The organism is Kineosphaera limosa NBRC 100340 (assembly GCF_000298215.1).
Taxonomy (GTDB): Bacteria; Actinomycetota; Actinomycetes; order Actinomycetales; family Dermatophilaceae; genus Kineosphaera; species Kineosphaera limosa.
Map to the genome: position 1 here is coordinate 61,168 of NZ_BAHD01000016.1, position 25,635 is coordinate 86,802.

Annotated in this window: 25 protein-coding genes, 2 tRNA genes and 1 pseudogene; 16 read left to right on the top strand and 12 right to left on the bottom strand. The window is 70.9% G+C overall.

The window, feature by feature from the left end; genetic code table 11:
- The first annotated feature begins 17 nt into the window (after nt 1–17).
- Nucleotides 18–809, top strand: a complete 792-nt coding sequence (locus KILIM_RS05475; protein ID WP_006591644.1) for an IclR family transcriptional regulator — start codon at nt 18–20, stop codon at nt 807–809.
- Nucleotides 810–833: 24 nt separating this feature from the next.
- Here KILIM_RS05475 and KILIM_RS05480 read toward each other — a convergent pair whose 3' ends face one another.
- Nucleotides 834–1,412, bottom strand: a complete 579-nt coding sequence (locus tag KILIM_RS05480) for an NADPH-dependent FMN reductase (protein WP_006591645.1) — start codon at nt 1,410–1,412, stop codon at nt 834–836.
- Nucleotides 1,409–2,278 (bottom strand): pirin family protein, encoded by an 870-nt coding sequence (locus KILIM_RS05485; RefSeq protein WP_006591646.1) that lies wholly within the window; start codon nt 2,276–2,278, stop codon nt 1,409–1,411. Before KILIM_RS05485 ends, KILIM_RS05480 begins: the two co-directional genes overlap by 4 nt.
- Before the next feature lie 225 nt (nt 2,279–2,503).
- On the opposite strand from KILIM_RS05485, the gene KILIM_RS05490 reads away from it, so the two are divergent.
- The 5 genes and pseudogenes from KILIM_RS05490 (at nt 2,504) to KILIM_RS05510 (ending at nt 7,732) form a co-directional block, all read left to right on the top strand.
- Nucleotides 2,504–3,844 carry an MFS transporter gene (locus tag KILIM_RS05490; RefSeq protein ID WP_006591647.1) on the top strand — a complete coding sequence of 447 codons (1,341 nt, stop codon included), beginning with the start codon at nt 2,504–2,506 and terminating at the stop codon, nt 3,842–3,844.
- Between the two features lie 479 nt (nt 3,845–4,323).
- Nucleotides 4,324–4,940, top strand: a pseudogene (locus tag KILIM_RS25330) (D-2-hydroxyacid dehydrogenase).
- Between the two features lie 43 nt (nt 4,941–4,983).
- Nucleotides 4,984–5,754, top strand: a complete 771-nt coding sequence (locus KILIM_RS05500) for an SDR family NAD(P)-dependent oxidoreductase (RefSeq protein WP_006591650.1) — start codon at nt 4,984–4,986, stop codon at nt 5,752–5,754.
- The gene (locus KILIM_RS05505; protein ID WP_217997057.1) at nt 5,754–6,836 is read left to right on the top strand and encodes an L-idonate 5-dehydrogenase; all 1,083 of its coding nucleotides are present in this window, start codon (nt 5,754–5,756) and stop codon (nt 6,834–6,836) included. The genes KILIM_RS05500 and KILIM_RS05505 overlap by 1 nt, the downstream gene beginning before the upstream one ends.
- Nucleotides 6,833–7,732 carry an NAD(P)-dependent oxidoreductase gene (locus KILIM_RS05510; protein ID WP_006591652.1) on the top strand — a complete coding sequence of 300 codons (900 nt, stop codon included), beginning with the start codon at nt 6,833–6,835 and terminating at the stop codon, nt 7,730–7,732. Before KILIM_RS05505 ends, KILIM_RS05510 begins: the two co-directional genes overlap by 4 nt.
- 140 nt (nt 7,733–7,872) lie before the next feature.
- On the opposite strand, the gene KILIM_RS05515 is transcribed toward KILIM_RS05510, so the two are convergent.
- Entirely contained in the window at nt 7,873–9,081 is a 1,209-nt protein-coding gene (locus KILIM_RS05515) for a glycerophosphodiester phosphodiesterase (RefSeq protein ID WP_006591653.1), read from the bottom strand.
- A 111-nt stretch (nt 9,082–9,192) separates the two neighbouring features.
- On the opposite strand from KILIM_RS05515, the gene KILIM_RS05520 reads away from it, so the two are divergent.
- The 5 genes from KILIM_RS05520 (at nt 9,193) to fabF (ending at nt 14,245) form a co-directional block, all read left to right on the top strand.
- Nucleotides 9,193–10,410 carry a PucR family transcriptional regulator gene (locus tag KILIM_RS05520; protein WP_006591654.1) on the top strand — a complete coding sequence of 406 codons (1,218 nt, stop codon included), beginning with the start codon at nt 9,193–9,195 and terminating at the stop codon, nt 10,408–10,410.
- A gap of 116 nt (nt 10,411–10,526) precedes the next feature.
- The gene (locus KILIM_RS05525; protein WP_040562348.1) at nt 10,527–11,474 is read left to right on the top strand and encodes an ACP S-malonyltransferase; all 948 of its coding nucleotides are present in this window, start codon (nt 10,527–10,529) and stop codon (nt 11,472–11,474) included.
- On the top strand, nt 11,467–12,531 hold the full coding sequence (locus KILIM_RS05530; protein ID WP_006591656.1) for a beta-ketoacyl-ACP synthase III: 1,065 nt from the start codon (nt 11,467–11,469) through the stop codon (nt 12,529–12,531). Before KILIM_RS05525 ends, KILIM_RS05530 begins: the two co-directional genes overlap by 8 nt.
- Nucleotides 12,532–12,615: 84 nt before the next feature.
- Entirely contained in the window at nt 12,616–12,861 is a 246-nt protein-coding gene (locus KILIM_RS05535) for an acyl carrier protein (RefSeq protein WP_006591657.1), read from the top strand.
- A 130-nt stretch (nt 12,862–12,991) separates the two neighbouring features.
- Nucleotides 12,992–14,245: a beta-ketoacyl-ACP synthase II gene (gene fabF, locus KILIM_RS05540; protein ID WP_006591658.1), complete on the top strand. Its 1,254-nt coding sequence runs from the start codon at nt 12,992–12,994 to the stop codon at nt 14,243–14,245.
- Between the two features lie 33 nt (nt 14,246–14,278).
- Here fabF and KILIM_RS05545 read toward each other — a convergent pair whose 3' ends face one another.
- Nucleotides 14,279–14,713, bottom strand: a complete 435-nt coding sequence (locus KILIM_RS05545; RefSeq protein WP_006591659.1) for a hypothetical protein — start codon at nt 14,711–14,713, stop codon at nt 14,279–14,281.
- A 225-nt stretch (nt 14,714–14,938) separates the two neighbouring features.
- On the bottom strand, nt 14,939–15,448 hold the full coding sequence (locus tag KILIM_RS05550) for a DUF3145 domain-containing protein (RefSeq protein ID WP_006591660.1): 510 nt from the start codon (nt 15,446–15,448) through the stop codon (nt 14,939–14,941).
- A gap of 477 nt (nt 15,449–15,925) precedes the next feature.
- On the opposite strand from KILIM_RS05550, the gene KILIM_RS05555 reads away from it, so the two are divergent.
- On the top strand, nt 15,926–16,192 hold the full coding sequence (locus KILIM_RS05555) for a hypothetical protein (protein ID WP_246308508.1): 267 nt from the start codon (nt 15,926–15,928) through the stop codon (nt 16,190–16,192).
- A gap of 71 nt (nt 16,193–16,263) precedes the next feature.
- Here the strand turns inward: KILIM_RS05555 and KILIM_RS05560 are convergent, their stop codons facing one another.
- Together KILIM_RS05560 and KILIM_RS05565 are read right to left on the bottom strand one after the other, a co-directional pair.
- Nucleotides 16,264–16,770, bottom strand: a complete 507-nt coding sequence (locus tag KILIM_RS05560; protein WP_006591662.1) for a roadblock/LC7 domain-containing protein — start codon at nt 16,768–16,770, stop codon at nt 16,264–16,266.
- Complete coding sequence (locus tag KILIM_RS05565) at nt 16,767–17,351, bottom strand: GTP-binding protein (RefSeq protein WP_006591663.1); 585 nt, start codon at nt 17,349–17,351, stop codon at nt 16,767–16,769. Before KILIM_RS05565 ends, KILIM_RS05560 begins: the two co-directional genes overlap by 4 nt.
- Before the next feature lie 316 nt (nt 17,352–17,667).
- On the opposite strand from KILIM_RS05565, the gene KILIM_RS05570 reads away from it, so the two are divergent.
- The 3 genes from KILIM_RS05570 to KILIM_RS22105 all read left to right on the top strand — a co-directional run bounded on the left by KILIM_RS05570 (nt 17,668) and on the right by KILIM_RS22105 (nt 19,078).
- Nucleotides 17,668–18,036, top strand: a complete 369-nt coding sequence (locus tag KILIM_RS05570; RefSeq protein WP_006591665.1) for a roadblock/LC7 domain-containing protein — start codon at nt 17,668–17,670, stop codon at nt 18,034–18,036.
- 177 nt (nt 18,037–18,213) lie between these two features.
- A tRNA-Ile gene (locus KILIM_RS05575) sits at nt 18,214–18,287 on the top strand.
- Nucleotides 18,288–18,379: 92 nt separating this feature from the next.
- Nucleotides 18,380–19,078, top strand: coding sequence for a Uma2 family endonuclease (locus tag KILIM_RS22105; RefSeq protein WP_006591666.1), 699 nt, complete (start codon nt 18,380–18,382; stop codon nt 19,076–19,078).
- 231 nt (nt 19,079–19,309) lie between these two features.
- Here KILIM_RS22105 and KILIM_RS05585 read toward each other — a convergent pair.
- From KILIM_RS05585 to KILIM_RS05600, 4 genes are all read right to left on the bottom strand, one after another.
- Nucleotides 19,310–19,385: transfer RNA gene (locus KILIM_RS05585), tRNA-Asn, on the bottom strand.
- 131 nt (nt 19,386–19,516) lie between these two features.
- Nucleotides 19,517–20,083, bottom strand: coding sequence for a hypothetical protein (locus KILIM_RS22110; RefSeq protein WP_006591667.1), 567 nt, complete (start codon nt 20,081–20,083; stop codon nt 19,517–19,519).
- Entirely contained in the window at nt 20,083–21,987 is a 1,905-nt protein-coding gene (gene dnaG / locus KILIM_RS05595) for a DNA primase (protein ID WP_006591668.1), read from the bottom strand. Before dnaG ends, KILIM_RS22110 begins: the two co-directional genes overlap by 1 nt.
- Nucleotides 21,988–22,079: 92 nt before the next feature.
- Nucleotides 22,080–23,486: a deoxyguanosinetriphosphate triphosphohydrolase gene (locus KILIM_RS05600; RefSeq protein ID WP_006591669.1), complete on the bottom strand. Its 1,407-nt coding sequence runs from the start codon at nt 23,484–23,486 to the stop codon at nt 22,080–22,082.
- Between KILIM_RS05600 and KILIM_RS05605 the strand changes: the two genes are divergently transcribed.
- Complete coding sequence (locus KILIM_RS05605) at nt 23,485–24,369, top strand: sulfurtransferase (protein WP_006591670.1); 885 nt, start codon at nt 23,485–23,487, stop codon at nt 24,367–24,369. The two genes, KILIM_RS05600 and KILIM_RS05605, sit on opposite strands and share 2 nt — an antisense overlap.
- A 36-nt stretch (nt 24,370–24,405) precedes the next feature.
- Here the strand turns inward: KILIM_RS05605 and dusB are convergent, their stop codons facing one another.
- Nucleotides 24,406–25,596, bottom strand: a complete 1,191-nt coding sequence (gene dusB / locus KILIM_RS05610; protein ID WP_006591671.1) for a tRNA dihydrouridine synthase DusB — start codon at nt 25,594–25,596, stop codon at nt 24,406–24,408.
- Nucleotides 25,597–25,635: the final 39 nt, after the last annotated feature.

The window sequence follows — 25,635 nt, forward strand, 5'->3', positions numbered from 1 at the left end:
GCACGTACCCTGACGCCATGCCCGCACGCACCGGCCGGGAGGCCACCCCACCAGGCAGCGCGCCCGCCGTCGTCCGTGCTATCGCCGTGCTCGACGCGCTGGCCGCCGATGACGCCGCCTCGATGAGCCTGAGCGACATCGCCCGGGCGATCGGGGTGCCGAAGTCCTCGACGGCCTCGATCTGCGCGGCCCTCGAGCTGGGCGGCCTCCTCGTGCGCGACAACGGCGAGTTCGCGCTGGGCCGCCGCCTCGTCGAGCTCGGCGGCGCCTACCTGTCCCGCAGCGATCGGGTCCGCGAGTTCTACGCGGCCTGCGTCGCCGAGCCGCTCCTCGTGGGCGAGACCGTGCGCCTCTGGGCCCTCGGGGGTCGCGACGGCATCTGCCTCGGCCGCTACGACGGGCACCCCCCGGTGCGACTCACGGTCAACATCGGCGACCGCCTGCCCGCGTCGGTGACGGCCGCAGGCAAGGTGATGCTCGCCCAGTTCGACGACCACGAGGTGCGCGACCTCTACGCCGGAACGACGCTCCCCCGGCTCACGGCCGCCTCCCTCAGCTCGATCGACGCCCTCGTCGCCGACCTGCACACGGCCCGCGAAGACGGCTACTGCGTCAGCGTCGAGGAGGCGTTCGAGTCGGTCGTCGAGCTGGCGGTCGTCGTGCCGTCCCGCGGGACCCGCACCGCGACGATGGCGATCGGCGTCACCCAGCACACCGTGACCTACACCCCGGAGCACGCCGCGCCGCTGGTCAGCGCCCTGCGCCGGGTCGCCGCAGCCTTGGGTAACCCGATGCAGGTCGCCACCTGAGCGACCCGTCGTTCAGGGCGCCGCTCAGCACCCCAGCGCGGTGTGGATCGCGGCGAAGCCGACCTCCAGCTGAGCGCGATGCCGTTCGACGAGCTCGCAGGGGTTGGCCAGGTGCCCGGAGGCGTCACGATCGTCGTTCGTCGCGCTGATGGCGATCGGCGGCTCCAGCAGGTTCGCTTTGACGACGCCGAAGACCTGGGTGAGCTGCTGCGCCGCCATCGAGCCGCCGTGGAAGCCGTAGGTGACGAGCAGCACGGGCTTGTCGCGCCACTCCGCGTACACCGTGTCGATGGCGTTCTTCAGTGGCGCCGGGTAACCCCCGTTGTACTGCGGCGACACGACGATGACGGCGTCGAGCCCGTCGATCACCCGCGCCCAGGCACGCGTGTGCTCGTGCTGGTAGTCACCCAGCGCGGGCATCTTCGGCTCGTCGAGCCACGGCAAGTTGACCTCTGCGAGGTCGATGACGGTGATGTCGGCCTCGGAGCGCAGCCGCGCGAGCTCGGCGATCTGGTCGGCGAGCTGACGCCCGGCGCGCACCGGACGCGTGCTGCCGACGAGGATGCCGATGACGGGCGTGCGGGGCGTGTCGTCGGCGCTCATGCCAGCTGCCCGAACGTGCCGGCGTTGAAGTCCTCGATGGCCTGGACGATCTCGGCTTGGGTGTTCATCGCGAACGGGCCATAGAAGATGACCGGCTCACCGATCGGCTCGCCGCCGAGCACGATGACGCGGGCCCCGGCCTCCGGGGCCGTCAGGCGCAGCACGTCGCCGGAGCGCTCGAACAGACCCAGCCGCTCGCGCCCGATGGTGCCGCCGTCGGTGCTGACCTGCCCGTCGAGCACGAAGACCATGATCGTGTGCCCGTCGGGCACGGCCAGCTCGGCGGTCTCGTCGACTCCGAGATGCACGTCCCACAGCTCGATCGGGGTGTGCGTGCGGGCCGGGCCGCGTTCGCCGTCGAGCTCACCGGCATAGAGGATCACGGTGCCACCGCCGGGCAGCTTAACGGTGCCCATCGACTCGGCCGTGAGCGCCTGGTAGCCGGGCTCGCTCATCTTGTCCTTGCCGGGCAGATTGACCCACAGCTGCAGCATGTGGAAGCGGCCGCCCTTGGCCGCCCACTCCTGCTCGTGGAACTCCTTGTGCAGGATGCCCCGCGCGGCCGTCATCCACTGCGCGTCGCCGGGGTAGATGACGCCGCCGCCACCGGTCGAGTCGTGATGGGCCACGGCCCCTTCGAACGCGAGGGTGACCGTCTCGAACCCCCGGTGCGGGTGCGGCCCGACGCCGCGCTGCCGCGTCGTCGGCGGATACTCGCGCACCGGGTTGTAGTCCATCAGCAGGAACGGGTCCGCAGCCTGCTGCAACTGCGGCGTGCCGGGCAGCAACTGCGTGACGTAGAAGCCGTCACCCACCCAATGGAATCCGTCGCCGGCGTGGACCGAGGCGAGCGTGCGTTCGGTCATCGATGCGTCCTCTCCGAGTGCGTGGCCCTCTCGACTCGTCCTATCACGGCGTCACGGTCGCGCGGCCGGCTAGCTCGCGGCTCCAGGAAGTGGCCGGTCAGCCAATCCGGAAGGCGTTCCGCGACGATTCTTCTGGCCGACCTATTGAACTCTGTTCGCCCTATCGGACACACTGGGACTCATGAGGCGCACAGTGGGGTGCGCCCGAGCCCCCGAGGAGACGCCGTGAGCGCCCCGACCCGAACGACAACCGAGCACCAGGTAGACCCCGTCCAGTTGCGCCGTGCCACCCTGGCCGGCTCGGTGGGATCGGCACTGGAGTACTACGACTTCTACATTTACGGTCTGGCCAGCGCGCTGATCTTCGGCAAGCTGTTCTTCGAGCCGCTCGGTCCGGCGGGCGGCACCATCGCCGCTTTCGGCACCTACGCCGTCGGCTTCGCCGCCCGCCCCATCGGCGGCATCTTCTTCGGTGCCCTCGGCGACCGGGTCGGCCGCAAGTTCGTGCTCATCGCGACGATCGCGCTCATGGGCGGAGCCAGCATGCTCATCGGCCTGCTCCCCACCTACGCCACGGCGGGCATCATCGCCCCCATCCTCCTGGTGCTCCTGCGCATTCTCCAGGGCCTCGGGGCCGGCGCCGAACAAGCCGGCGCGACCGTCCTCATCAGCGAATTCGCGCCCCCGCGCCGCCGCGGCTTCTTCGCCGCGCTGCCCTTCGTCGGCATCCAGGTCGGCACCCTGCTCGGCGCCGGCACGTTCGCTCTCCTGCAGGTCGCGCACCCCGACCTGACCCAGACGTGGTGGTGGCGCGTGCCCTTCCTGCTCGGCTTCGTCTTGATCATCGTGGCGGTGCTCATCCGGCTCAAGCTCAAGGAGTCGCCGACCTTCCAGGAGTTCGCGGAGCACCAAGCCGAGACCCACAAGCAGTCCGTGGGTCAGGCCATCGCCTCGTCGAAGAAGAACATCCTCATCGGCATCGGCCTGCGCATGGCCGAGAACGGCAACTCCTCGATCTACTCGGCCCTGCTGCTCGCGTTCGTCGGATCCCTGGAGGTCTTCGCGGGCCACCGGGCCACGATCGGCACACAGGGCGCCGTCGTCGCCGCCTTCGTGTCGATCTTCACGGTCGTCCTCTTCGGGCACCTGTCCGACCGGTACGGACGGGTGGCGATCTACCGCTACGGCGCGCTGTTCCAGGCGATCATCGCCTTCCCCGCCTTCTATCTGCTGACCCTCGGCCAGTTGTGGCTCGTGCTGCTCGTCATGGCGATCGGCATCGGCATCGGCGTCCAGGCGATGCTCGGCCCACAGTGCGCGCTGCTGCCCGAACTCTTCGGCAACACCCACCGCTACACCGGGGTCGCCACCGCTCGGGAGTTCTCCGCCGTCATCGCCGGCGGCATCGCCCCGCTGCTCGGCGCCGTCTTCCTCGTCGCCTCCGGCAACGCCTGGTGGGTCATCGGTCTCTACTCTTTCGTGCTGAGCCTCATCACCTTTGCCACCACCTTCGTCACGCCCGAGACCGCGGGGCGTGACCTCAACCTCATCGAGGACGCCTCATGACGACCCAGCCCAACCGCACCGAAGCCGGACACGCCTCGGCAACCACGTCCCCGTCCGCCGCGACCCGGGTGCGCGTCGTGATTGCCACCCCGCTGCGCCCTGAACTCGTGCAGCGCATCGTCGCCGTCGACCCGCGCGTCGAGGTCGTCGTCGACCACGACCTGCTGCCACCGATGCGCTGCCCCGCCGATCACGCGGGCGACCCGAGCTTTCGCCGCACGCCGGAGCAGCAGCAGCGCTTCGAGAAGATGCTCGCCGCCGCCGACGTCATCTACGGGATCCCTGGCGTGGACCCGGCTCAGATTGCCCCGACCGTGCGCGCCAACCCGGGCCTGAAGTGGCTCACGACGATGGCTGCCGGCGGTGGGGCCGCGGTCGCCGCCGCCGGGCTCACCCCCGAGGAGTTGGAGCGGGTCACCTTCACGACGTCGGCCGGCGTGCACGGCGTGCCGCTCGCTGAATGGGCTTTGTTCGGCATCATGGCCGGCGCGAAGGAGCTCCCGCGACTGCTCGCCGACCAGGCGGCCCACCACTGGCCCGAGCGGGTCGTCTCCCGCCCGATCGAGGGCAGCACCGTGCTCGTCCTCGGCCTCGGCGGCATCGGTGAGCAGGTCGCGCGCCTGTCCCGCGCCCTGGGGTGCTCGGCGCGAGCCGCTCGGCGACCCCGGTCGAGGGCGTGCAGGTGCACACGGTCGCCGACCTGCCCGACATCATCGGGGAGGCCGACCACATCGTCGTCACCCTGCCCGGCACCGCACAGACCGAAGGCCTGCTCGGCGACGAACTGCTCGCCCGCGTCAAGCCCGGAGTCACCGTCGTCAACGTCGGACGCGGCACGGTCATCGACGAGCCGGCCCTGATCGCGGCGCTGCAGGACGGACGGGTCGGGTTCGCGGCCCTCGACGTCACCGCCGTCGAACCGCTCCCGGCCGACTCCCCCCTGTGGGACCTACCCCACGTGCTCATCAGCCCGCACACCGCCGCGCTCGACGTGCGCGAGGAGGAGCGGATCTGCGACCAGTTCTGCGACAACCTGCGCGCCTTCCTCGCCGGTCGGCCGCTCGCCAACGTCGTCGACCCGGCCGCCGGCTACTGACCTCGATCCACCCATCACACGCTGTCGTGTGGAAAGGAATCTCGTGAACCACCCCCTGTTCGACATCACCGGGCGCGTCGCGCTCGTGACGGGCTCCTCCAAAGGGATCGGCCGCGCCCATGCCCAGGGCCTGCTCGAGGCCGGCGCGGTCGTCGTCCTCAACGCCCGCGGGCAGGAGGCGCTCGAGCGCACCCGCGACGAGCTCGCCGAGCTGACCGGCGGCACCGTGCACGCCGTCGCCTTCGACGTCACCGACGGCGCGGCCGCGGCCGCCGGGCTCGAGCGCGTCGCCGAGCTCGCCGGGCCCGTCGACATCCTCGTCAACAACGCCGGGATGCAGCACCGCGCGCCGATCACCGAGTTCACCGACGAGGCGTGGCAGGCGCTCCTGCAGACGAACATCACGAGCGCCTTCGTCATGTCCCGCGCCGTCGCACCGGGGATGATCGAGCGGGGCCGCGGCAAGATCGTCAACATCTGCTCGGTCCAGACCGAGCTCGCCCGCCCCGGCATCGCCGCCTACTCGGCCACGAAGGGCGCGCTGAAGATGCTGACCCGCGGCCTGTGCGCCGACCTCGCCGTCCACGGCATCCAGGTCAACGGGCTGGCGCCGGGCTACTTCGCCACCGAGCTGACCTCGGCCCTCGTGGCCGACAAGGACTTCACCGCCTGGGTCGAGAAGCGGACCCCCGCCGGGCGCTGGGGCGACGTCAAGGACCTCGTCGGCACCCTGGTCTATCTCTCCAGCCCCGCGTCGAACTTCGTCAACGGGCAGGTCGTCTTCGTCGACGGCGGAATGACGAGCGTGCTCTGATGTCACACTCTTCTGTGCTCTCTTCTGCGCCCACGTCCTCCGGGATGCTGGCGTGCGTCGTTCACGGGGCGCACGACCTGCGGATCGACACCATCCCCGCCCCCGAGCCCGGGCCCGGCCTCGTCGCCATCGACGTCGCCTACGGCGGGGTGTGCGGCTCCGACATGCACTACGTCAACCATGGCGGCATCGGCGACTTCCCGCTGCAGGAGCCCATGGTCCTCGGGCACGAGGTCTCCGGCACGGTCGCGGCGCTCGGCGACGGGGCGCAGGCGCCGGCCGTCGGCACGCCGGTCACCGTGTACCCGGCGAGCCCGTGCGGTGTCTGCCCCGAGTGCCTCGACGGGCGGGCCAATGTCTGCCGCGACACCCGCTACCTCGGCAGCTCGATGCGCTTCCCGCACACGCAGGGCGGCTTCGCGCAGCGGATCGTCGTGCGGCCCGACCAGGTCGTGGCCCTCCCCGACGGACTCGACCTGCGCCGCGGGGCGCTCGCCGAGCCGCTCTCGGTCGCGCTGCACGCCGTGCGGCGGGCCGGGGACGTGCGCGGCAAGCGGGTGCTCGTCACCGGCGCGGGGCCGATCGGGGCGCTCGTCGTCGCCGTCCTGGCCCATGAGGGTGCCGCGCAGATCGTCGTGAGCGACCTCGTCGACGGCGCGCTGGCGATCAGCCGGGCCGTCGGTGCGACCGCGACCGTGCGGGCCGACGACCCGGCCGACCCGAACTGGCCCGACGAGGTCGACATCGCGATCGACGCCTCCGGCTCGCCGCACGGCGTCGCCGCCGGTGCGGCCAGGCTCGTGCGTGGCGGTCGGCTCGTGCTGCTCGGCATCCTCCCGCCGGGGCAGACGCCGTTCCCCGGGAATCTCGTCGTCACCCGCGAGCTCGAGGTCGTCGGCGCGTTCCGCTTCCACGACGAGATCCACGACGCCGTGCGGCTGCTCGCCGACGGGCTCGACGTCGACGCCGTCATCACCGGTGTCGTGCCGCTGCACGAGGCGAGCCGCGCCTTCGAGATGGCCGCCGACCGCGCGAGCAGCAGCAAGGTGCTCCTCGATCTGCGCGCCGGGAGCTCGTCGTGAGCGAGGCCGTCGGCGTCATCGGGCTCGGGCTCATGGGCCAGCCCGTGGCGGCGAATCTCGCTGCGGCCGGCCACGACGTCCGCGCCTGGAACCGCCGCGACGTCGGGTTGACCGACGCCGAGGCCCACCCTGTCGGCGGCGGCTCGATCCGCGTCGTCGACGACCTCGCCGACCTGGGCCGTGACTGCCCCGTCGTCCTCAGCCTGCTCCCCGACCTGCCGCCGCTCGAGGCGCTCCTGCCCGAGCTGCTCGGCGAGGGCAGCCGCGTGCGCACCCTTGTCGTCATGAGCACCGTGTCGCCGGTGCGGGTCGCCGAGATCGCGCGCGAACTCGCCGCCCGGGGCGTCACCGTCGTCGACGCCCCGATGAGCGGCGGGGTCGCTGGGGCGCAGGCGGGGACGCTGTCGATCATGATCGGCGGCCCCACCGGCGCCGTCACCGACCTCGACCCGTTGTTCCACTGCGTCGGTACAACGGTTGTCCGCCTCGGCGACGTCGGCGCCGGCTCGCTCGCCAAGGCGTGCAACCAGATGGTCGTGGCCGGCACCCTCACCGCGCTGGCCGAGGCGATGGTGCTCGCCGAGCGCAGTGGTCTCGACCGCGCCGCGGTCCTCGACATCCTCGGCGGCGGCCTGGCGGCCTCCGAAGTCCTCCGGCAGAAGGCCGACGCGTTGGCCACCGACGACTTCACCCCGTCGGGCCCCACCCGTTACCTGCTCAAGGACCTGACCTTCGCCCGCGACGCCGCCGCCGCGAGCGGAACCTCCCTGCCTCAGCTCGAGGTCCTCCGCGACCTCTTCGACACCCTCGTGACCGACGGCGAGGGTGACGCCGATAGCGCAGTGGTCCTCGACACCCTGCGCCGCATCAGCAGGCCGCCGGCACAGCACTCGTAGCGACTTCTCGACGCACTCGCGAACGAGCCTGATCACGAAGCCGCAGGTCAGCGACCTGGCCTAGTTGCCGAAGGTGCCCCGAGTGCGTCGAAAGGTCGCTACGTCAACCGACACTGCGACGCCCAGGCCTCGACGTCCGCCTACTTGCCCTTCTCGGCGAGGAAGTGCTGGCGGGCAATGACGCCGGTGTCGGGGTTGTCGGTGAAGAGCCCGTCGATGCCGGTGCGCAGGTAGGTGACCATCTCGTCGATGGCGCGGCCGTACTGGGTGGCGTCGTCGCTGGTCTGGAAGTCCTTGGCCATGAAGGAGTTCTCGTTGCGGAAGGTCCACGGCACCACCTTCAGGCCGGCCGCGTGGGCGTCGGCGACGAGGCTCGTCGGCGCATCCAGCGTGCCGTCGGCCTTCTTGGGGATGACGAAGAACTTCTCCGGGCCGATGCCGTCGGCGAAGGTGGCGATCTCCTTCAGGCCCGCGGGTTTCATCCAGTCGGAGTACTTGCGCGCGTCGCCCTTGCTCAGCAGGTCGTACGGCCCGTCCCACTGCCCGTCGCCGGTCCACGCCAGGAACGTCGAGTTCGCCCGGTAGCCCATGTCGCGCACGGCCCGCAGGTTCGTGATCTCGAACGACTGCAGCCACAGGGGCGCCTTCTTGCTGTTCAGGCCGTGCTTGCGGACTGCCTCCAGGAACGCCTGCTCGGGGTTCAACCCCTTCTCATGAAAGTACGTGGAGTGCTTGATCTCGGGGATGATGCCGATCGTGCGGCCGTGCTTCTTGGAGAGCTCCTCCCGCAGTGTCAGCACCTCCTCGAAGGTCGGCACGTCGTACAGCCCGTCATAGATCGTGTTGTGTTGGCGCTGCTTCGGCAGCCGCTCGACCGCCCGCAGGCTCTTGAGCTCGGCAAGCGTGAAGTCCTCGGTGAACCAGCCCGTGACGTCGGTGCCGTCGAGGTTCTTCGTCGTCTTGCGATCCGCGAACTCCGGGTGGTCGGCGACGTTCGTGGTGCCGCCGATCTCGGGCTCGTGGCGGTCGACGAGCATGCCGTCCTTGGTCAGCACCAGGTCGGGTTCGATGTAGTCGGCTCCCATCGCGGCGGCCAGCTCGTAGGCGGCGATGGTGTGCTCCGGGCGGTAGCCGGAGGCGCCGCGGTGCGCCACGATGAGCGGCTCGCCCGGGCGCTTCTGGTGCGGGTGCGGGGGCTTGGCGGCCGTGTCGGCAGGCGCCTGCGCGGCCAAGGGCGAGCCGGTCGGCGGGGGCGCCGCGTTGACCACGGGCGCGGCGGCCAGCGTAGAGAGCGTCAGGGCGACGGTGCCGACCAGCGCGAACGGGGTGATCCGTGAACGAGATGTCATGCGCGTGATCCCATCTACTGCAGGCGAATTCGGCGTGAGGGCACAGTAGCCAGCACATGGCGAGGTGGCGACGGATAGCTCGACCCTCGTTCACACTCGTAGGCTGCCGGGATGGCCACTGCGTCCGCACCGTTGCGCGAAGAGACCGTGCGCAACATCGAGCGCGCCGCCGGCGACCTCATGACCGCGGCTCTGCGGCACCTCGACGCCCGGCTCGACTGGTACAAGGCGCTGCCGGCGCAGGAGCGGTCGTGGGTCGGGTTGGTCGCCCAGAGCGGCATCGCGACCTTCGTCGCATGGTGCCGCGATGCCTCCCGACCCGCCCGGCTGACCGCCGACATCTTCGGCGAGGCCCCGCGCGAACTGACCCGCTCGATCACCCTGGCGCAGACGGTCGACCTCGTGCGCAGCATCGTCGAGGTCGTCGAGGACCACGTCGTCGAGCTGGCCGCCCCCGGCGACGAGGCCGTGTTGGGCGTGGCCGTGCTGCGCTACTCCCGCGAGGTCGCCTTCGCGACCGCTCAGGTCTACGCGACGGCGGCGGAGGCTCGCGGCGCCTGGGACGCCCGTCTGGAGTCCCTCGTCGTCGACGCCGTGCTGCGCGGGGAGGCCGACGACGAGATGACGTCCCGCGCCACCGCCCTCGGCTGGGGCGAGCTGGGACCGGTCACCGTCGTCGTCGGCGACCGGCCCGCGGGAGAACGTGACTCGGCGCTCGAGAAGATCCGCGGCGTCGCCGCCCGCGAGCAGCTCGAGGCCCTCATCGCCGTGCAGGGCCGTCGGCTCGTGGTCATCCTCGGCGCCCGCGACCGGACGACCTGGGCGCAGGCCGACCTCACGCAGGCCGTCACGCAACTCTTGCCGCACTTCGCCGCGGGTCCGGTCGTCATCGGCCCCAGCGTGCCGCGGCTGTTCGCCGCCGGTCGCTCGGCCCGCGCCGCTCTCTCCGGGCTGCGTGCCGCACCAGGCTGGCCGGACGCGCCCCGCCCCGTGCTGGCCGACGACCTGCTGCCCGAGCGGGTGCTGCTCGGCGACGTGCCGGCCCGGCACCACCTGGTCGAGCGCGTCTACCAGCCGCTGCGTCGCGCCGGTGGTTCGCTGCTGGAGACCGCGTCGGTGTACCTGCAGTGCGGGCGGGGCATCGAGGCCACCGCGCGGGGCCTCTACGTGCACGCCAACACCGTGCGCTACCGGCTCGGCCGCATCATCGAGACCATCGGTTACGACCTTTCCGACGCCCGCGAGGCGCACGTCGTGCAGACCGCCATCACCCTGGGCATCCTCGACTCGGCAGCGCCCCGGCCCCGCCGTCGCGACGCGGGCAATTAGCGCACGCAACGGCGGAACATTCCCGGTTCTCGTTGTAGGAACCCTCCAAAAGTGCCACGCTTCTTTGTCGACTCGCAGAGCGCCATGGACGCTCGACCTGCTGGACAGTGGAACACGTGCTTGCCATCGTGTGTCCCGGCCAGGGTTCGCAGAAGCCCGGTTTCCTCTCCCCTTGGCTGGAATTGCCCGGCCTGCGCGACCGCCTCGAGTGGCTGTCGCAGGCCGCCGACGTCGATCTGCTGACCCACGGCACCGTCTCCGACGAGGCGACGATCAAAGACACCGCCGTGGCTCAGCCGCTCATCGTCGGCGCGGCGCTGCTCGTGCTGCCCGCACTGTTCGGCGCAGACACGCAGACCCACCCCACGCTCACGCCGGCGCTCGACGGTGTCGGCGTCGCCGCCGGACACTCGGTCGGTGAGATCGCTGCCGCCGCGGCCGCCGGAGTGCTCTCCACGCCCGACGCCATGGGCTTCGTGCGGGTGCGCGGCGCTGGGATGGCGCAGGCCAGCGCGGTCACGCCGACGGGCATGAGCGCGGTGATGGGCGGCGATCCGCAGCAGGTCGCCGACACGCTGGCGCGCCACGGCCTCACCCCGGCCAACATGAACGGGGCCGGGCAGGTCGTCGCCGCCGGCACCATGGAGCAGCTCGCCGCCCTCACCGACGACCCGCCCGCCAAGACCCGGGTCATCCCGCTCTCGGTCGCGGGCGCCTTCCACACCCACCACATGGAGCCGGCGATCACCGAGCTCACGACCTTCGCCGTCGGCCTTGAGCCGCACGACAGCTCGATCCCGCTGATCTCCAACCGCGACGGCGAGGTCGTCACCGGCGGCCAGGAGGTGCTCGACCGGCTCGTCGCGCAGGTCGGCCGCCCCGTGCGCTGGGACCTGTGCATGGACCGGCTCGTCGAGCTCGGTGTCACCGCGATGATCGAACTGCCGCCGTCCGGCACGCTCGTCGGCCTGGCCAAGCGCGGAATGAAGGGCGTGCAGACGCTCGCTTTGCGCACCCCCGACGACCTGGAGGCCGCGCGTGACCTCATTGAGCAGCATGCCTGAGGTGCCCGCACCCGCCGACCGGGCACAGCGGCCCACCCTGTCGACCCGCACGGGCGCGCAGTACTCGCGCATCTGGGGCGTGGGCGACCACCGCCCCGAGCGGATCGTGACCAACGACGAGATCTGCGAGTACATCGACTCCACCGACGAGTGGATCCGCGAGCGCTCCGGCATCGCAACCCGCCGACAGGCCGCGCCCACCGAGTCGGTCGCCGACATGGCGATCTCCGCCGGCCGCGCGGCCATCGAGGCCGCCGGCGTCGACCCGACCCGGATCGGCGCCGTCATCGTGGCCACCCTCTCCCACCCGCTGCAGACCCCGGCCGCCGCCACCCTCGTGGCCCACGCCCTGGGGGCGAGCAACGCCGCGGCGTTCGACCTCGGCGCGGCGTGCTCCGGCTACTGCTACGGGATCGGCGTGGCCGACGATCTCATTCGCGGCGGCAGCAGCGAGTTCGTGCTCGTCGTCGGCTCGGAGAAGATGTCGGACTTCCGCGACTGGCACGACCGCGGCACGGCGTTCATCTTCGGCGATGGCGCCGGCGCCGCCCTCGTCGGCCCGAGCGAGTTTCCCGGTGTGGGCCCCACGGTCTGGGGCGCAGACGGCTCCGGCTACGAGCTCATCCGCCAGTCCACCGACTGGGTGCAGTGGCGGGCCGCCGTCGAGAGCCCCGACTCCACGCCGGAGCAGCGCGCCTGGCCGTTCATCGACATGGTCGGCCCGTCGGTCTTCCGCTGGGCGGCCTTCAAGATGGCCGCCGTGGCCAAGGAGGCCGTCGCGGCAGCCGGGCTGACGATCGACGACATCGACGTCTTCGTGCCGCACCAGGCCAACATCCGCATCATCGACACGATGGTCAAGCAGCTCAAGCTGCCCGACCGCGTCGTCGTGGCGCGGGAGGACATCGCCGACATGGCCAACACCTCCGGCGCCTCCGTGCCGCTGGCTACGGCCCGGCTGCTGCGCGAAGGCCGCGCCCGCAGCGGCGACCTGTGCCTGCAGTTCGGCTTCGGCGCCGGCCTCACCTGGGCGGCCCAGGTGGTCGTGCTGCCCTAGGCGACCACCACGAGACTCCCGCCGGTTCGACGGGTCAATCGAACACGACACAACCAACGAACAACCACGACACAAGGAGACACCATGGCTGACACCCAGGAGATTCTGGCGGGCCTCGCCGACATCATCAACGAGGAGACGGGTGTCGAGCAGGACGCCGTCCAGCTCGACAAGTCCTTCACCGAGGACCTCGACATCGACTCGCTGTCGATGATGACGATCGTCGTCAACGCCGAGGAAAAGTTCGGTGTGCGCATCCCCGACGAGGAGGTCAAGAACCTGACCACGGTTCAGGACGCCGTCGACTTCATCGCCAAGGCCCAGGCCTGAGCCTCCCCCGTTGAGCGTGGCCGGTGCAGCGTCAGCGCGCCGGCCACGCCGCCAGAGCACACAGAGCAAGGCTGCGAGTACCGGTCCGATGACATCGAGCGTCGGTACGTGCGGCGGAAGGATTGCTGACATGTCCACATCCAGCCCCAAGCGGATCGTCGTCACCGGCATGGGCACCACGAGCCCGCTCGGCGGCAACGTCGCCGACACCTGGCAGGCCCTGCTGGCCGGCACCTCCGGCGCCCGTCCCATGCCGTATGAGTGGGTGCAGACCTACGACCTGCCCGTGACTTTCGCCTCCATGCTGGCGCAGCCGGTCGACCAGGTACTCTCCCGGGTCGAGATCCGGCGCCAGGACCCGTGTTCGCAGTACGCCCTCGTGGCGGCGCGCGAGGCCTGGGCCGACGCCGGCTCGCCGGAGATCGAGCCCGAGCGCCTGGCCGTGTCCATCGGTTCGGGCGTCGGTGGCATCACCACCGTCGTCGACTCCTGGGAGAACCTGCGCACCAAGGGTCCTCGACGCATCTTCCCGCTCGCGGTGCCGATGCTGCTGGTCAACGGCCCGACCGGCGCCGTCGCGATCGAGCTGGGCGCGCAGGCCTGGGGGCACACTCCGGTCAGCGCATGCGCCTCCGGCGCGGAGGCGATCGGCGCGGCCATGGGCATGATCCGCGAGGGGCGTGCCGACATGGTCGTCGCCGGCGGCACCGAGGCCGCGATCCACCCGCTCCCGATCGGCGGCTTCGCAGCCATGCAGGCGTTGTCCAAGCGCAACGACGACCCGACCACCGCTTCACGCCCCTACGACACGGGCCGCGACGGCTTCGTCATCGGGGAGGGCGCGGCGCTGCTCGTGCTGGAGTCCTACGAGCACGCCAAGGCCCGTGGCGCGACGATCCACGCCGAGCTGTTGAGCTTCGGTGTCAGCAACGACGCGCACCACGCCGCCGCCCCGGAGCCCGAGGGCATCGGCGCGGCAGCGGCCATGAAGGAGGCGCTGGCCTTCGGCGATATCGACCCCAAGGATGTCGTGCACCTCAACGCGCACGCCACGTCCACCCCGGTCGGCGACATCGCCGAGTGCAAAGCGATCCACCGTGCCTTCGACGACAACGTCGACCAGCTCGCGATCAGCGCGACGAAGTCGATGACCGGGCACCTGCTCGGCGCCGCGGGCTCGCTGGAGGCCATCTTCACGATCAAGGCCATTCAGGAGCGCCTGGCCCCGGCCCAGATCAACCTCTTCGACCGCGACCCGGCGATCGACCTCGACATCGTGCACGGGCAGCCGCGCAAGCTGCCCGACGGCGACATCGTCGCGATGGACAACTCCTTCGGCTTCGGCGGCTGCAACGTGGCCCTCGCGTTCGCCAACGCCGACTGAGCGCCACATCTGGTGTGCCCCGGGGCCGGTCCGTCAGGGACCGGTCCCGGGCTGCATTCCGGAGATGATCTGCACCGCCTGCCGGAAGGCCATGACCCGCACGGCCCCGACGACGATCAACAGGATGGCCCCGATGAGGAGCCCCTGAGTCGTGATGGCGCCGTCCTGACGCAAGAAGAGGATGGCCAGGAAGGCCACGGCCGCCAGCGCGGCCAGCATCAGCTCGGTCCGTGGTGTGCCGCCGCGCTGCGCGTACGCGGTGGGCGCGCCCAGGTCACCGGCGCGTTGCGTGCGCAGCACCCGCATCCAGACCAGCCGGGCGATCAAGAGGGAGATGACGAGGACCGCGGCAACGGTGATCGCGATCGCGACGGTGCTCAGGAGCGCCGCCACCAGCAGCACCAGCCCCACGACGACCCACGCGCCCTCGATCACGTAGGTCCCTACGGTCGCTCTCCGCTGGTCCACGGTCCGTCCCTTCTTCAGCCCTGCGTCTGGTTCAGCCCTGCGTCTCTGGTCTTGCAGGCGATCCTGCCAGTGCCGTGCCGCGGCCGTGCGGCCATCCCCCAGACCTGAACGAGGGACCGGCCCACACTGGGTCGGTCCCTCGTTGCGTCGCACTCCCCCGAGGGTACGACGGTGGTTACCGCACCCCGGCCGATCGGTCCGGGATCGCAGGGGGCGGTCGTCTACTCAGCTGACGCGGTAGAGCCAGCGGGTCGGGTGGCCCTCACCGGCGTGGCGGAACGGGTCGAGCTCGAGATCCCAGGCGGTGCCCAGGGCCGAGTCGATCTCGCGGCGCAGCGCGGTGTGGTCGCCGGAGCGCATCGCGGCGCGCAGGCGATCCTCGTTGACGACGGCGTCGCCGTTGGCGGCCAGCCAGGAGTGGTGGATGCCGAGGCTGGGGGTGTGTACCCAACGAGACCCGTCGATGCCGGGGCTCGGCTCCTCGGTGACCTCGTATCGGAGGTCGTCGAAACCCCGCAGCGCGCTGGCGATGCGGGCTCCCGTGCCGGGTTCACCGGCCCAGGAGTACTCCCCGCGCACGAGCGAGCGGCCCAGGGGCTGCTGCGCCCAACCAAGGCGCACATGCTCCCCGAGCACGCTCTCCAGCGCCCAGCAGACGTGTGGGCACAGCGCGGCGGGTGTGGAGTGCACGAACACCACTCCACGGGTCATCAGGGTCGAGGCAACAACAGACATCCGGACCTCCTCTGGTGCGTGAGGGACGTCTTCCCCAACGACCTCACGGGCGGGATTTCCGGTAGTGCGTGCTCGAAACGATGAGCGATTCGATTGTCGACGCGACCGATGCGCGCACTCGCCCTTCCCAAGGCCAGTGCCCGAACTGTTGCGTCGTGCGCCCATTCTGCATCACGAACACGCTCTTGACCAAGTGTCCTGGAGTGTCATTTCGGCGCGTCGCCGCCGCCGTCCGGGCCGGCGCAACGACTGGCGGGCAAACCCGCCCCCACCTGGGATGTCTTGTGCCGCAGCGCACTTCACATCACCTCTGGCCGGTTGTCGACAACAGCGGCCCGTGTGGGCCGGCAGAAACTGGACAACCGATCAAGACATGCGATTCACTTCGAATCAAGGCAGCACCCGGCGACATCGTCGCCACCGCTTGGGGAAGCGGCGCAGGGGTTGCACTCATCGACCTACGGGGGGATCAGGGACATGATGAACGTCAACGGCACACCGGCACCGGGAATGCAGAGCGCCATGGCCATTTTGACGGCACGGATGCAGAGCATGGATGGCGGCTGCACCGTCAACGAGTACGTCGACGTGCTGCGCGACGAGATGGAGGGCCAGGACCCGCTCATCCTCACCTCCGCGATGGCCAGCCTCGCCTCGGCCCTGCTTGCCATCGCCTCCGGCGGCACCAAGATCCCGCCGTACGAGCTCCTGTCGACCATCGGCCTGACGCTCGCCGAGGCCTGACCGGCACGCCCGCACGAACGACGGGCCCGGACCACCAGAGGGGCGGTCCGGGCCCGTCGGCGTGTGCCGGCTCAGTTGGCGCTGAGCCAGGTGCGGATCTCTTCGGCGGAGCGCCGGACGATGACGACCATCGTGCCCAACTGCGCCTCCTGCGCGGAGACGGCCAGCAGCAGGTGACCCAGGGGCGGCTGGACGAAGCTGACCAGCACCAGGTGGCCGTGACCGGTGGAGATGCTGACCATGGCCTGGCCCGGGTGAACACCGGCCTCGCTGACGATCTCGGCCTGCGCGGAGGAGACGGCGAACAGCGAGCTGTTAAGGGCGGCGAGCCGGCCCACGTCCTCCTGCGCCACGCCGAGGCAGCACAGGTTGAGCCCGTCGGCCGTGCTGAGCATCGCCGAGGTCATCGTCGGCAACGCGTCGCGGATGCGCTCCAGCCGAGGCAGGGCGGTGCGGCCGATGATCATCGACCACAGCTCCCACTCCTGGGCGATGCCGTCGTGCATGACCAGGGCCGCCACCTCGTGCTCGTCGGTTCCGATGCTCGAACCGAGGAGCGTCCCCCGCTCGTCGCTCATGCCGACTCCTTCGCGTCGTCGTTCAGATCGAGTGCCGTCAACACGACCCGCACGACCTGGTCGCGGTCGCGGGGGTCGGCCTCCAGCAGAGGCATGTCGGGCCGGAACGGTGCCAGGCGGGCGCGAAAGTCGCCGAGGTTGGGCATCGCCTCGTCCTCGCGCGCCTCGCGGCGGGTCAGGGCGACGATCGTGCGGGCCCATACCGTCTCGTCGCCGATGCGGGTGAGCCACTCGGCCATCTCCTCGACCGTCTCCGGGCGGTCACCGAAACCCCACAACACGATGGAGGCGCGGCGTGCGACGACCGAGCTGCGGGCGGAGGCGAAGCGGAGCTGGCCCGGCGTGCCGAGCACCCCGACGCGGGTGCCGTCGGGCGTGACCCACTCGCCGTAGTCGATGCCGACCGTCGTCGTCGGTTTCTCCGCTGCCCGCTTGGGGCCGACGGCCACGGACGAGCGGATCACCTCCGTGCTGACCACCGGCACGTCGCTGATCGCGCGCACCGCTGTTGTCTTGCCCACACCCAGCGGGCCGACGAAAGCGACCTGACGTTGCGTGGTGGAGCCAAGCACGCTGTGCACGGGTAGCCCCTTCCTGCGAATGACGTTGCGGGCCAAGGCCTCTCCGGCCAGCGGAGCACTCCCGCGCGAAGGGCGGGCGGTGCGTGCGCGCGCCGCCCTGGTCGTGGACCGCACGTGCGACGGCCGGGTTCAGGAGGCCCGTCATGTATATCACGGGGCCGCTCAGACCCGGTGGCGCGAACTGATGAGCGACACTTGTGAACGAGCGTCCGGGACGGTCGCCCAGCACTCGGTACTTTGGACACCGACGCACACCGACGCGAACGACGACGAGGGGCCCGCGGGTCGCTTGGACACCTTGAGAAGGTAGGGATCAATGGCCACGCAGGACCAGATGACGGACGTTATCAATCGACTCTCGAACGACATCAGCGGCTTCCTGGGCGCTTGCATCGTCGACATGGAGACGGGCATGCCGCTGGCGTCCAAGAGCAACCGGGGCGACTTCGACCTCGAGGTTGCCAGCGCCTACAACAGCGAGATGGTCAAGGCGAAGAACAAGACCATCAAGGCCCTGGGCATCAACTCCCAACTGGAGGACATGCTGCTGACCCTCAGCGACCAACTGCACCTCATCAAGATGCTCTCGCCCTCGACGTTCATGTACCTCGCCGCCGACCGGCAGTCGACCAACCTGGCCCTGCTGCGCAGCGCCGTCAACCGGGAGACCGCCGACCTCAACTGACGTCCGCGCCTCTGGGCCGCGACCGGGATTCCGGTTGCGGCCCTTTGCGTGCGCGCGCCAGACAGATCTGCCGCCGAATGGCCGCCGCCGTCCGCGACCTGCGTCGTCAGCTACCGTGACGGGGAACCCCGGCGCGACAGGGTGCCAGGCCGGCGCCAGCAGCAGCGGGGTCACCTCGGGGCGTTAGCTCAGCCGGTCAGAGCAGCGGACTCATAATCCGTCGGTCGTGGGTTCAAGCCCCACACGCCCTACTCGAAGAACATTGGTTGACCGGCACAAATGGACAACCCGCGAGGACTGCGTGGCCCTAGTTTCTAGATAGAAATCTAGGTAGACTTGACACGTGACGACTGTCAGCGTGACCGAGGCGAATTCGCGCGGCTTGTCGGCACTGCTGCGCGATTCCATCGAGGGCGATGTCATCGTCGAGCGCCACGGGCGACCCGTCGGCGCTGTCATCTCCACGGACCGGCACGCACAGCTCTCGGGGGGCACTGCTGGTCGTATGCAGATCCCTGTGCCGGCGTTCGACGCCCTGTCCGAGGCTGCTGAGAAGGCCGGTGACCATCGCCGGTACGAACTGATTCAAGGGGACCTGTCTGTGTCGCCGTCGCCGAACCGTCATCACCAGCGTGCCGTCGGCTGTTTGAGTGACGCTCTGCAACAGGTGGTCCGCAGCTACGGCTGGCGTGCGCAACCGGGTAGCGAGCTGCGCGGTCCAGAGTCGGTCGTGTGCCCTGATGCGATGCTGGTCCCCGACGACGGCAGCGACACACCGCCCACGCTCGTCATCGAGGTGACGTCGACGAACCGCGCCACCGACCTCGGCCCTAAGCGGCACGCGTACGCGGCCATGGGCATCTCGATGTACTGGGTGCTTGATCGTGAGCGACGTGCCCTGCTCGTGTTCACGCTCGACGAGCAGACGAGCACGTATCCCGAGTCGCAGGTCTTTGACGAGCACGTCGTAGCTGTGGTGAGCGTGCCGGTGGGTGAGCAGCTGGTCGAGGTCAGCGTCGACGTCGCTGACGTGCTCGGGTAACCGGGTCGCTGTCAGAGTCGGCCCGGTTTCGTCGCGTCCGGCGCGACGCTGGTCTGGCGTCGACCCCCGATGCTCGGATCGTGTGGCTGACGCTCGCATCGATGGGGCACCCGCGGGCCACCGAGTCACAAAGCAGGCGGTCACCGCGCAACCGATAGGGACCAGAACCAGGTTGGCACCCGACGAAATGAACCCCGCACCTGGTCAGCGGACCGTGGTGCGGGGTTCGGGTGGCTCCCCCGGTTGGACTCGAACCAACAACCCTTCGGTTAACAGCCGAATGCTCTGCCAGTTGAGCTACAGGGGAATGGCGCCTCAGTGAGGGTAGCAAACGGTCCCACCTGCAACGAAATCCGAGGTCCCTGGGCGGTGTCGAGCACCGGCCGCCCGCGGCACCCGGAGCGAACCCGGAGCAGCAGACGCTCGGCCCGGGCGGGCTCAGGTGAGGCCGGCCTGTTCGGCGAGGTCTTCTAACAGGAGGTCGGCGTAGGCGACGGCGTGCGGGTCGGTGGGGCGCGCGCCGCGGGTCCAGGCGATCTGACGCATCGGCTGCCCCGTGGCCAGGTCCCGGCGGATGGCCACGCGGCCAACGGCGCGCCCGTCGAGTTCGACCGGGGCGTCGATGACGACGCTGGCGGCCACCCGCTCGTAGAAGACCGCCGCGAACCTCTCGCCGCCCTCGCGCAGGCTCCACTGGGCGGCGCGCCCACCGTCGACCCACGTGACCGAAATCGTGCGGGTCATCGGCTCCCAGGCCCCGCCGGACACCTCGTGCCAGGGGCGCGCCACCGACTCCAGGCGGGGGCCCGGTTCGACGCCCGCTGCCGGATCGCCCGCCGCAACGCCTGACTGCACGGCAGGCAGGGCCGCCACCCGGTGGGTCGTGGCGGCGACATAGCCGCCGGTGCGCTCGTCGCGGCCGACGGCAAGCAGCCGCTCGCCGCGCGCGCGGCCCAAGGCGGCGTCGACGTCGGCGGGCAGCTTTGGCCCCCCGAACAGGCCCATCACGCCACCCCCATCCGCAACCGCGCGAGTTCGCTTTGCAGGCCGGTCAGTTCGACCGCCAGGGTGTGCACGCGCCCCGGATCGTCGGCCTCGGCGCGTTGCATCGCCCCGGTCGTCTCGGCGATCCGCCGACTCAACGCCACCTCCCGGGTTCGGGTCAGCAGGTCGGCGACGTAGCGCTGATCGGGGCCACCGGTGCGCGGGTCGGGCAGCGCCTGCAGCGGGGCCATCGCCAACTCCGAGACCAACGAGCCGACCTCCTCCCCCGCGCCCGCTTCGACCGTCTCCAGCCAGCCGCGCGCGGACACCGATCCGCGGTCGTCCCACGCGCCGAGCACCGCGTGCTGCACGCGCCGGTGCGCCGCGTCCGTGAACGGCGTGCCGGCCAGCACCGCGGCATCGTCGTCGGAAAACGACTGCGGGTACTGCACGAGCATCTGCAACAACTGGTGTTCCCGGTCGACATCGGGGTCGCGGAGGTCGGGGCGGGGCAGCAGCGTCGAGGCGGCCTCGGCCTCCGGAGCCTGATCGCGCTCGCGCCGCCGCGACCGGGGATCCACGGCCTGCGGGCCGCGCCCGACCTGGGCGACGATGCGGTGCAACTGGTCGACCTCGACTCCTATCCAGCCGGCGACCGTGCGGGTGTACTCCGGCCGTAGCGCCTGGTCGCGGATCCCGGCGATGATCGGCGCGACGGCCCGCATGCCCGCGACGCGCCCTTCGGCGGTGCCCAGGTCGAACGCGGCGAGGGTCGTGCGGACAGCGAACTCGAACATCGGCGCGGCGCCCTCGATGAGCAGCCGCACCGCCGCATCCCCGGAGGAAAGTCGCAGGTCGCAGGGGTCTTGCCCGCCGTCGGCGACCGCGACGTAACTCTGCGAGGCCCACTTCTGGTCGAACTCGAAGGCGCGCATCGCCGCCTTCTGCCCCGCGGCGTCGCCGTCGAACGTGAAGACGGTGCGGGCCGGGTTGGCGCCGGAGTCGTCGCGCAGGATGCGCCGCAACGTGCCCACGTGATCGGGCCCGAACGCCGTGCCGCACGTGGCGACCGCCGACTCCACGCCCGCCAGGTGCGCTGCCATGACGTCGGTGTAGCCCTCGACGACGACCGCGCGCCGACTCGTCGCGATGGCCTTCTTGGCCAGGTCGAGCCCGTAGAGCACGGTGGTCTTCTTGTAGATGGGACTCTCGGCCGTGTTGAGGTACTTGGCGCCGACGCGGTCGTCGTCGAAGAGGCGCCGCGCGCCGAAGCCGACGGTGGCGCCGGTGATGTCGCGGATGGGCCACACAAGTCGCCCGCGAAACCGGTCGTAGGGGCCGCGCTCGCTGCGACCGATGAGGCCGGCCAGCACCAGGTCGTCTTCGGTGAAACCCTTGTCGCGAAGGTGTGCCACAAGGGCCGTACCCGTGCGGGGCGCGTACCCGACGCCGAAGTGGGCGGCAGCCGCGGAGTCGAAGCCGCGGGCGCGCAGAAAGTCGCGGCCGGCGCGGGCGTCGGGCAGTCTCAGCAGACCGTCGTGGTAGAACTCCTCGGCCACCCGATGGGCCTCCATGAGGCGCCGCCGACGACCGTGCGCGCCCGGCTCGGGCGCCGCCCCCTCCTCGTACTGCAGGTGCACCCCGAACCGCCCGGCCAACGCCTCGACGGCCTCGACGAACGTCACGTGGTCGACCTTCATGAGAAAGGAGATGACGTCGCCGCCCTCGTTGCAGCCGAAGCAGTGCCAGCGGCCCGCGGCGGGGCGCACGGTGAACGAAGCGGTCTTCTCGTCGTGGAACGGGCAGAGCCCCTTGAGCCGCCCGGTGCCGGCGCGAGTCAACGTCACATGGTCGCGCACGACGTCTTCGATGGCCGCGCGCTCCTTGACCGCCTCGACATCCTCCTCGCGGATCCGGCCCGCCACGTTCACACCTCCTGCCAGCCCCGACGCTCTCTTGCCCGGAGTCTAGATGCCACCGGTGACAACCGGGTCGACGCTCGCGCCGGGCGCCGCGGCTAGCGACACCAGCGCCCGTGCAGCGACCAGGCCCGCACGTCGGAGAGCGAGGCCACCTGGTCGACGACCACCCGCAGCCGCGCAGCCTCGTCGGCGGCCTCCTGGTAATCGATCGCCAGCGCGGCGTCGAGCCGCTGCGGGTGCTCGACGAACGCCTGCACGAGGTCGGCCACGACATCCTGTTCGGCGCGGCGCACGGCCACGCGGGCCGGGGAGAGCATGACGAAGTGGGCCGCGAGGGACTTGAGCAACACGACCTCGGCGACCGCCGACTGCGGCACGATGAGGTCGGCGGTGTACCGCACGAGTGGCTGGGGTCCGTGGGCTGCGCGAGTGGCTCGCTCGGCGGCGACGACGAACCGGCCGATGAGGCGACTCGTCATGTCCTTGAGCCGCGCCTGGGCCGCGCGACTGCCGTCGTAGCTGCTCGGCACGGCGTCGTCGGCGGCGAGCCGAGCCGCCGCCTCGACGAGCGCCTCGTCGTCGAGCCCTGGGGCGTACCAGTCGCGGGCCACGGGGTACACCCCGCGCAGGTCGCTCGGGCTGGTCAGCACCCGCAGGTCGAGCAGGCCGCCCGCGACGGCGTCCTCGACGTCGTGCACCGAGTAGGCGACGTCGTCGGCCCAGTCCATGGCCTGCGCCTCAAGGCAGCGACGCCCCGCCGGGGCTCCCTCGCGCAGCCAGTCGAAGACCGGCCGGTCGTCGGCGTACACACCGAATTTGCGACCTCCGGTCGGCGCTTGCCCGCGCGGCCAGGGGTACTTGGTGGCGGCGTCGAGGCTGGCGCGGGTGAGGTTGAGGCCCGCGGGCCGCCCGTCGGCATGGGTGCGTTTGGCCTCGAGTCGGGTGAGCAACCGCAGGGTCTGAGCGTTGCCCTCGAAGCCCCCGATGTCGGCGGCGATGGCGTCGAGGGCGGCCTCGCCGTTGTGCCCGAACGGCGGGTGCCCCAGGTCGTGGGCCAGGCAGGCTGTGTCGACGACGTCGGCGGCGCAGCCCAGCAGCTGGGCGAACTCGCGGCCGATCTGGGCGACTTCGAGGGAATGGGTGAGGCGGTTACGCACGAAGTCGTCGGAGTCCGGTTGCATGACTTGGGTTTTGGCCGCGAGTCGGCGCAGCGCGGCCGAGTGCAGCACGCGGGCGCGGTCGCGGGCGAAGTCGTCGCGGTCGGCCCGCTTATGGGCTGGATCCTCGGCGACCCAGCGGGCCCGGTCGGCCGCGCCGTACGTGGTGCGCTCGGCCGTGCTGTCGGCGCTGCGGTGACCCGCGCCCGGCTGCCCGGGGTCTTTGTCGAGGTCAAGGCTGCGTTCGGGCACAGCCAAACCATAGAGTGAGCCACGGCATACCCAAACCGTCCCCTCTTCCCCGTCCGGAGCCCGCACCGGCCGACAGGTAAGGTCACCCGCCATGCATCGCCACCCCCTCATCACTGCTTCGCAGCTGGCGGACCTGCTCGCGGGCAGCCCCGGCGACGCGCCGCTCATTCTCGACGTGCGGTGGGAGCTGGGGTCGGACAACGGCTACGACGCCTACCTGCAGGGGCACCTGCCCGGGGCGGTGTTCGTCGATCTGGAGCGGGATCTGTCGGGCCGGCGAGGTGATGGCGGCTCGGGCGGTCGGCATCCGATGCCGACGGTGGACGACTTCGAGCTGAACATGGCCGAGTGCGGGGTCGACAACGACCGCCTGGTGGTCGTGTACGACGACTTCGGATCGCTGGCCGCGGCGCGTCTTTGGTGGCTGTTGCGGCACTTCGGCAAGTACGACGTCTTGGTGCTCGACGGTGGGATCGCGGCCTGGCGGGCGCTGCGACTGCCGATTGCGTCGGGGTTCCGCATGGTCGAGGAGGGCGACTTCTCCGTGCGGCGCTCGCGCATCAACGTCTTGGAGGCGGAGCAGGCCGACCTCTACGCCCGTGAGGGTCTCCTGATCGACGCCCGCCCCGCCGACCGCTTCCACGGCCAGAACGAGACGATCGATCCGGTGGCGGGCCACATCCCGCGCGCGGTCAGCCTCCCGGCGCGCTCCCTGGTCGCCGGCGACGGTCGCCTCCTGCCGGAGCGGGAGTTGCGCCAGGCGTTGGGTGCGGTGGGTATCGACGGCGAGCGCCCGGTCGCCACCTACTGCGGCAGCGGAGTTCAGGCCTCGCTCGTGGCTCTGGCGATCGCCGCCGCCGACCTCGGTGGCCAGGTGCCCGTCTACATCGGCTCCTGGAGCGACTGGATCACCGACCCTGCCCGACCGGTGGAGGTCGACGTCCGCACCCCTGCCGCCGGCGGCGGTGCGGGCTGAGCAGTCGCGGCCCGGTCAGATCGACCGGCACCCCGCTCACCCGCCGGAGACGCTGAGTTCGGCGTGGGCGACGGCGGCGGCCTGGTCGGGGTGCAGGTCGCGGGAGTCGAGCCAATGCTCGGGGAGTGCGACGCGGCGGGGGGAGCCGGCGCGGCCGCGGGGGCCTTCGGCGTCGTCGCCCGGCCACGGGTCGTCGGGGTCGAGGTTCGCCAGTAGCCCGTCGAGGGCGGCCAGGTCGTCGACCAGCGCGAGCTGGTGACGGATCTGCGAGCCGGCACGGAATCCCTTGAGGTACCAGGCGATGTGCTTGCGGATGTCGCGGCACGCGCGCCCCTCGTCACCGTAGAACTCCGCCAAGAACTCTGTGTGTTCGCGCAGCGTCCGGGCCACCTCCCCCAGCGTCGGGGCAGTCGTGTGCGCCGAGCCGGCGAAGGCGGCGGTGAGGTCCGCGAAGAGCCACGGCCGCCCCAGGCAGCCACGCCCCACAACGACCCCGTCGCACCCGGTCGCGCGCACCATGGCCACCGCATCCGCAGCCGACCAGATGTCGCCGTTACCCAGCACCGGCACCTGCGTGACGACTTCCCGCAGCCGCGCGATCGCGCTCCAGTCGGCCTGGCCCGAGTACGCCTGCGACGCGGTGCGCGCGTGCAGCGCGACGGCCGCCACCCCCTCCTGCTGGGCGATGCGACCGGCCTCCAGATACGTGTGATGGTCCTCGTCGATGCCGATGCGCATCTTCACGGTCACCGGGATCCCCCGCGCGCTGGCCTCGCCTACTGCGGCCGAGACGATCCCCCGAAACAGCTCCGTCTTCCACGGCAGCGCCGCGCCGCCACCCTTGCGGGTCACCTTGGGCACGGGGCAGCCGAAGTTCAGGTCGATGTGGTCGGCGCGATCCTCGGTGACCAGCAGCCGCGCCGCCAGGCGCACCGTCGCGGGGTCGACACCGTACAGCTGGATGGAGCGCGGCGACTCCCCCGCGTCGTGCTCGATGAGGCGCATCGTCTCCGGGCTGCGCTCGACGAGCGCGCGTGAGGTGATCATCTCGGAGACATACAGGCAGTCCGGGCCCCACTGTCGGCACAGCCGCCGGAATGCGCGGTTCGTGATTCCGGCCATCGGCGCGAGCACGACGGGCGTGCCGATGGTGTGCGGGCCGATCCGCAAGGGCGGAGCCGGTGCGGTCGCGGCCGTGGTGGGCGGGGATGCAGTGCTGATCGTCATGGCCCATCCATTGTCGCAGCCGCCCGAGAGTGCCCTCGC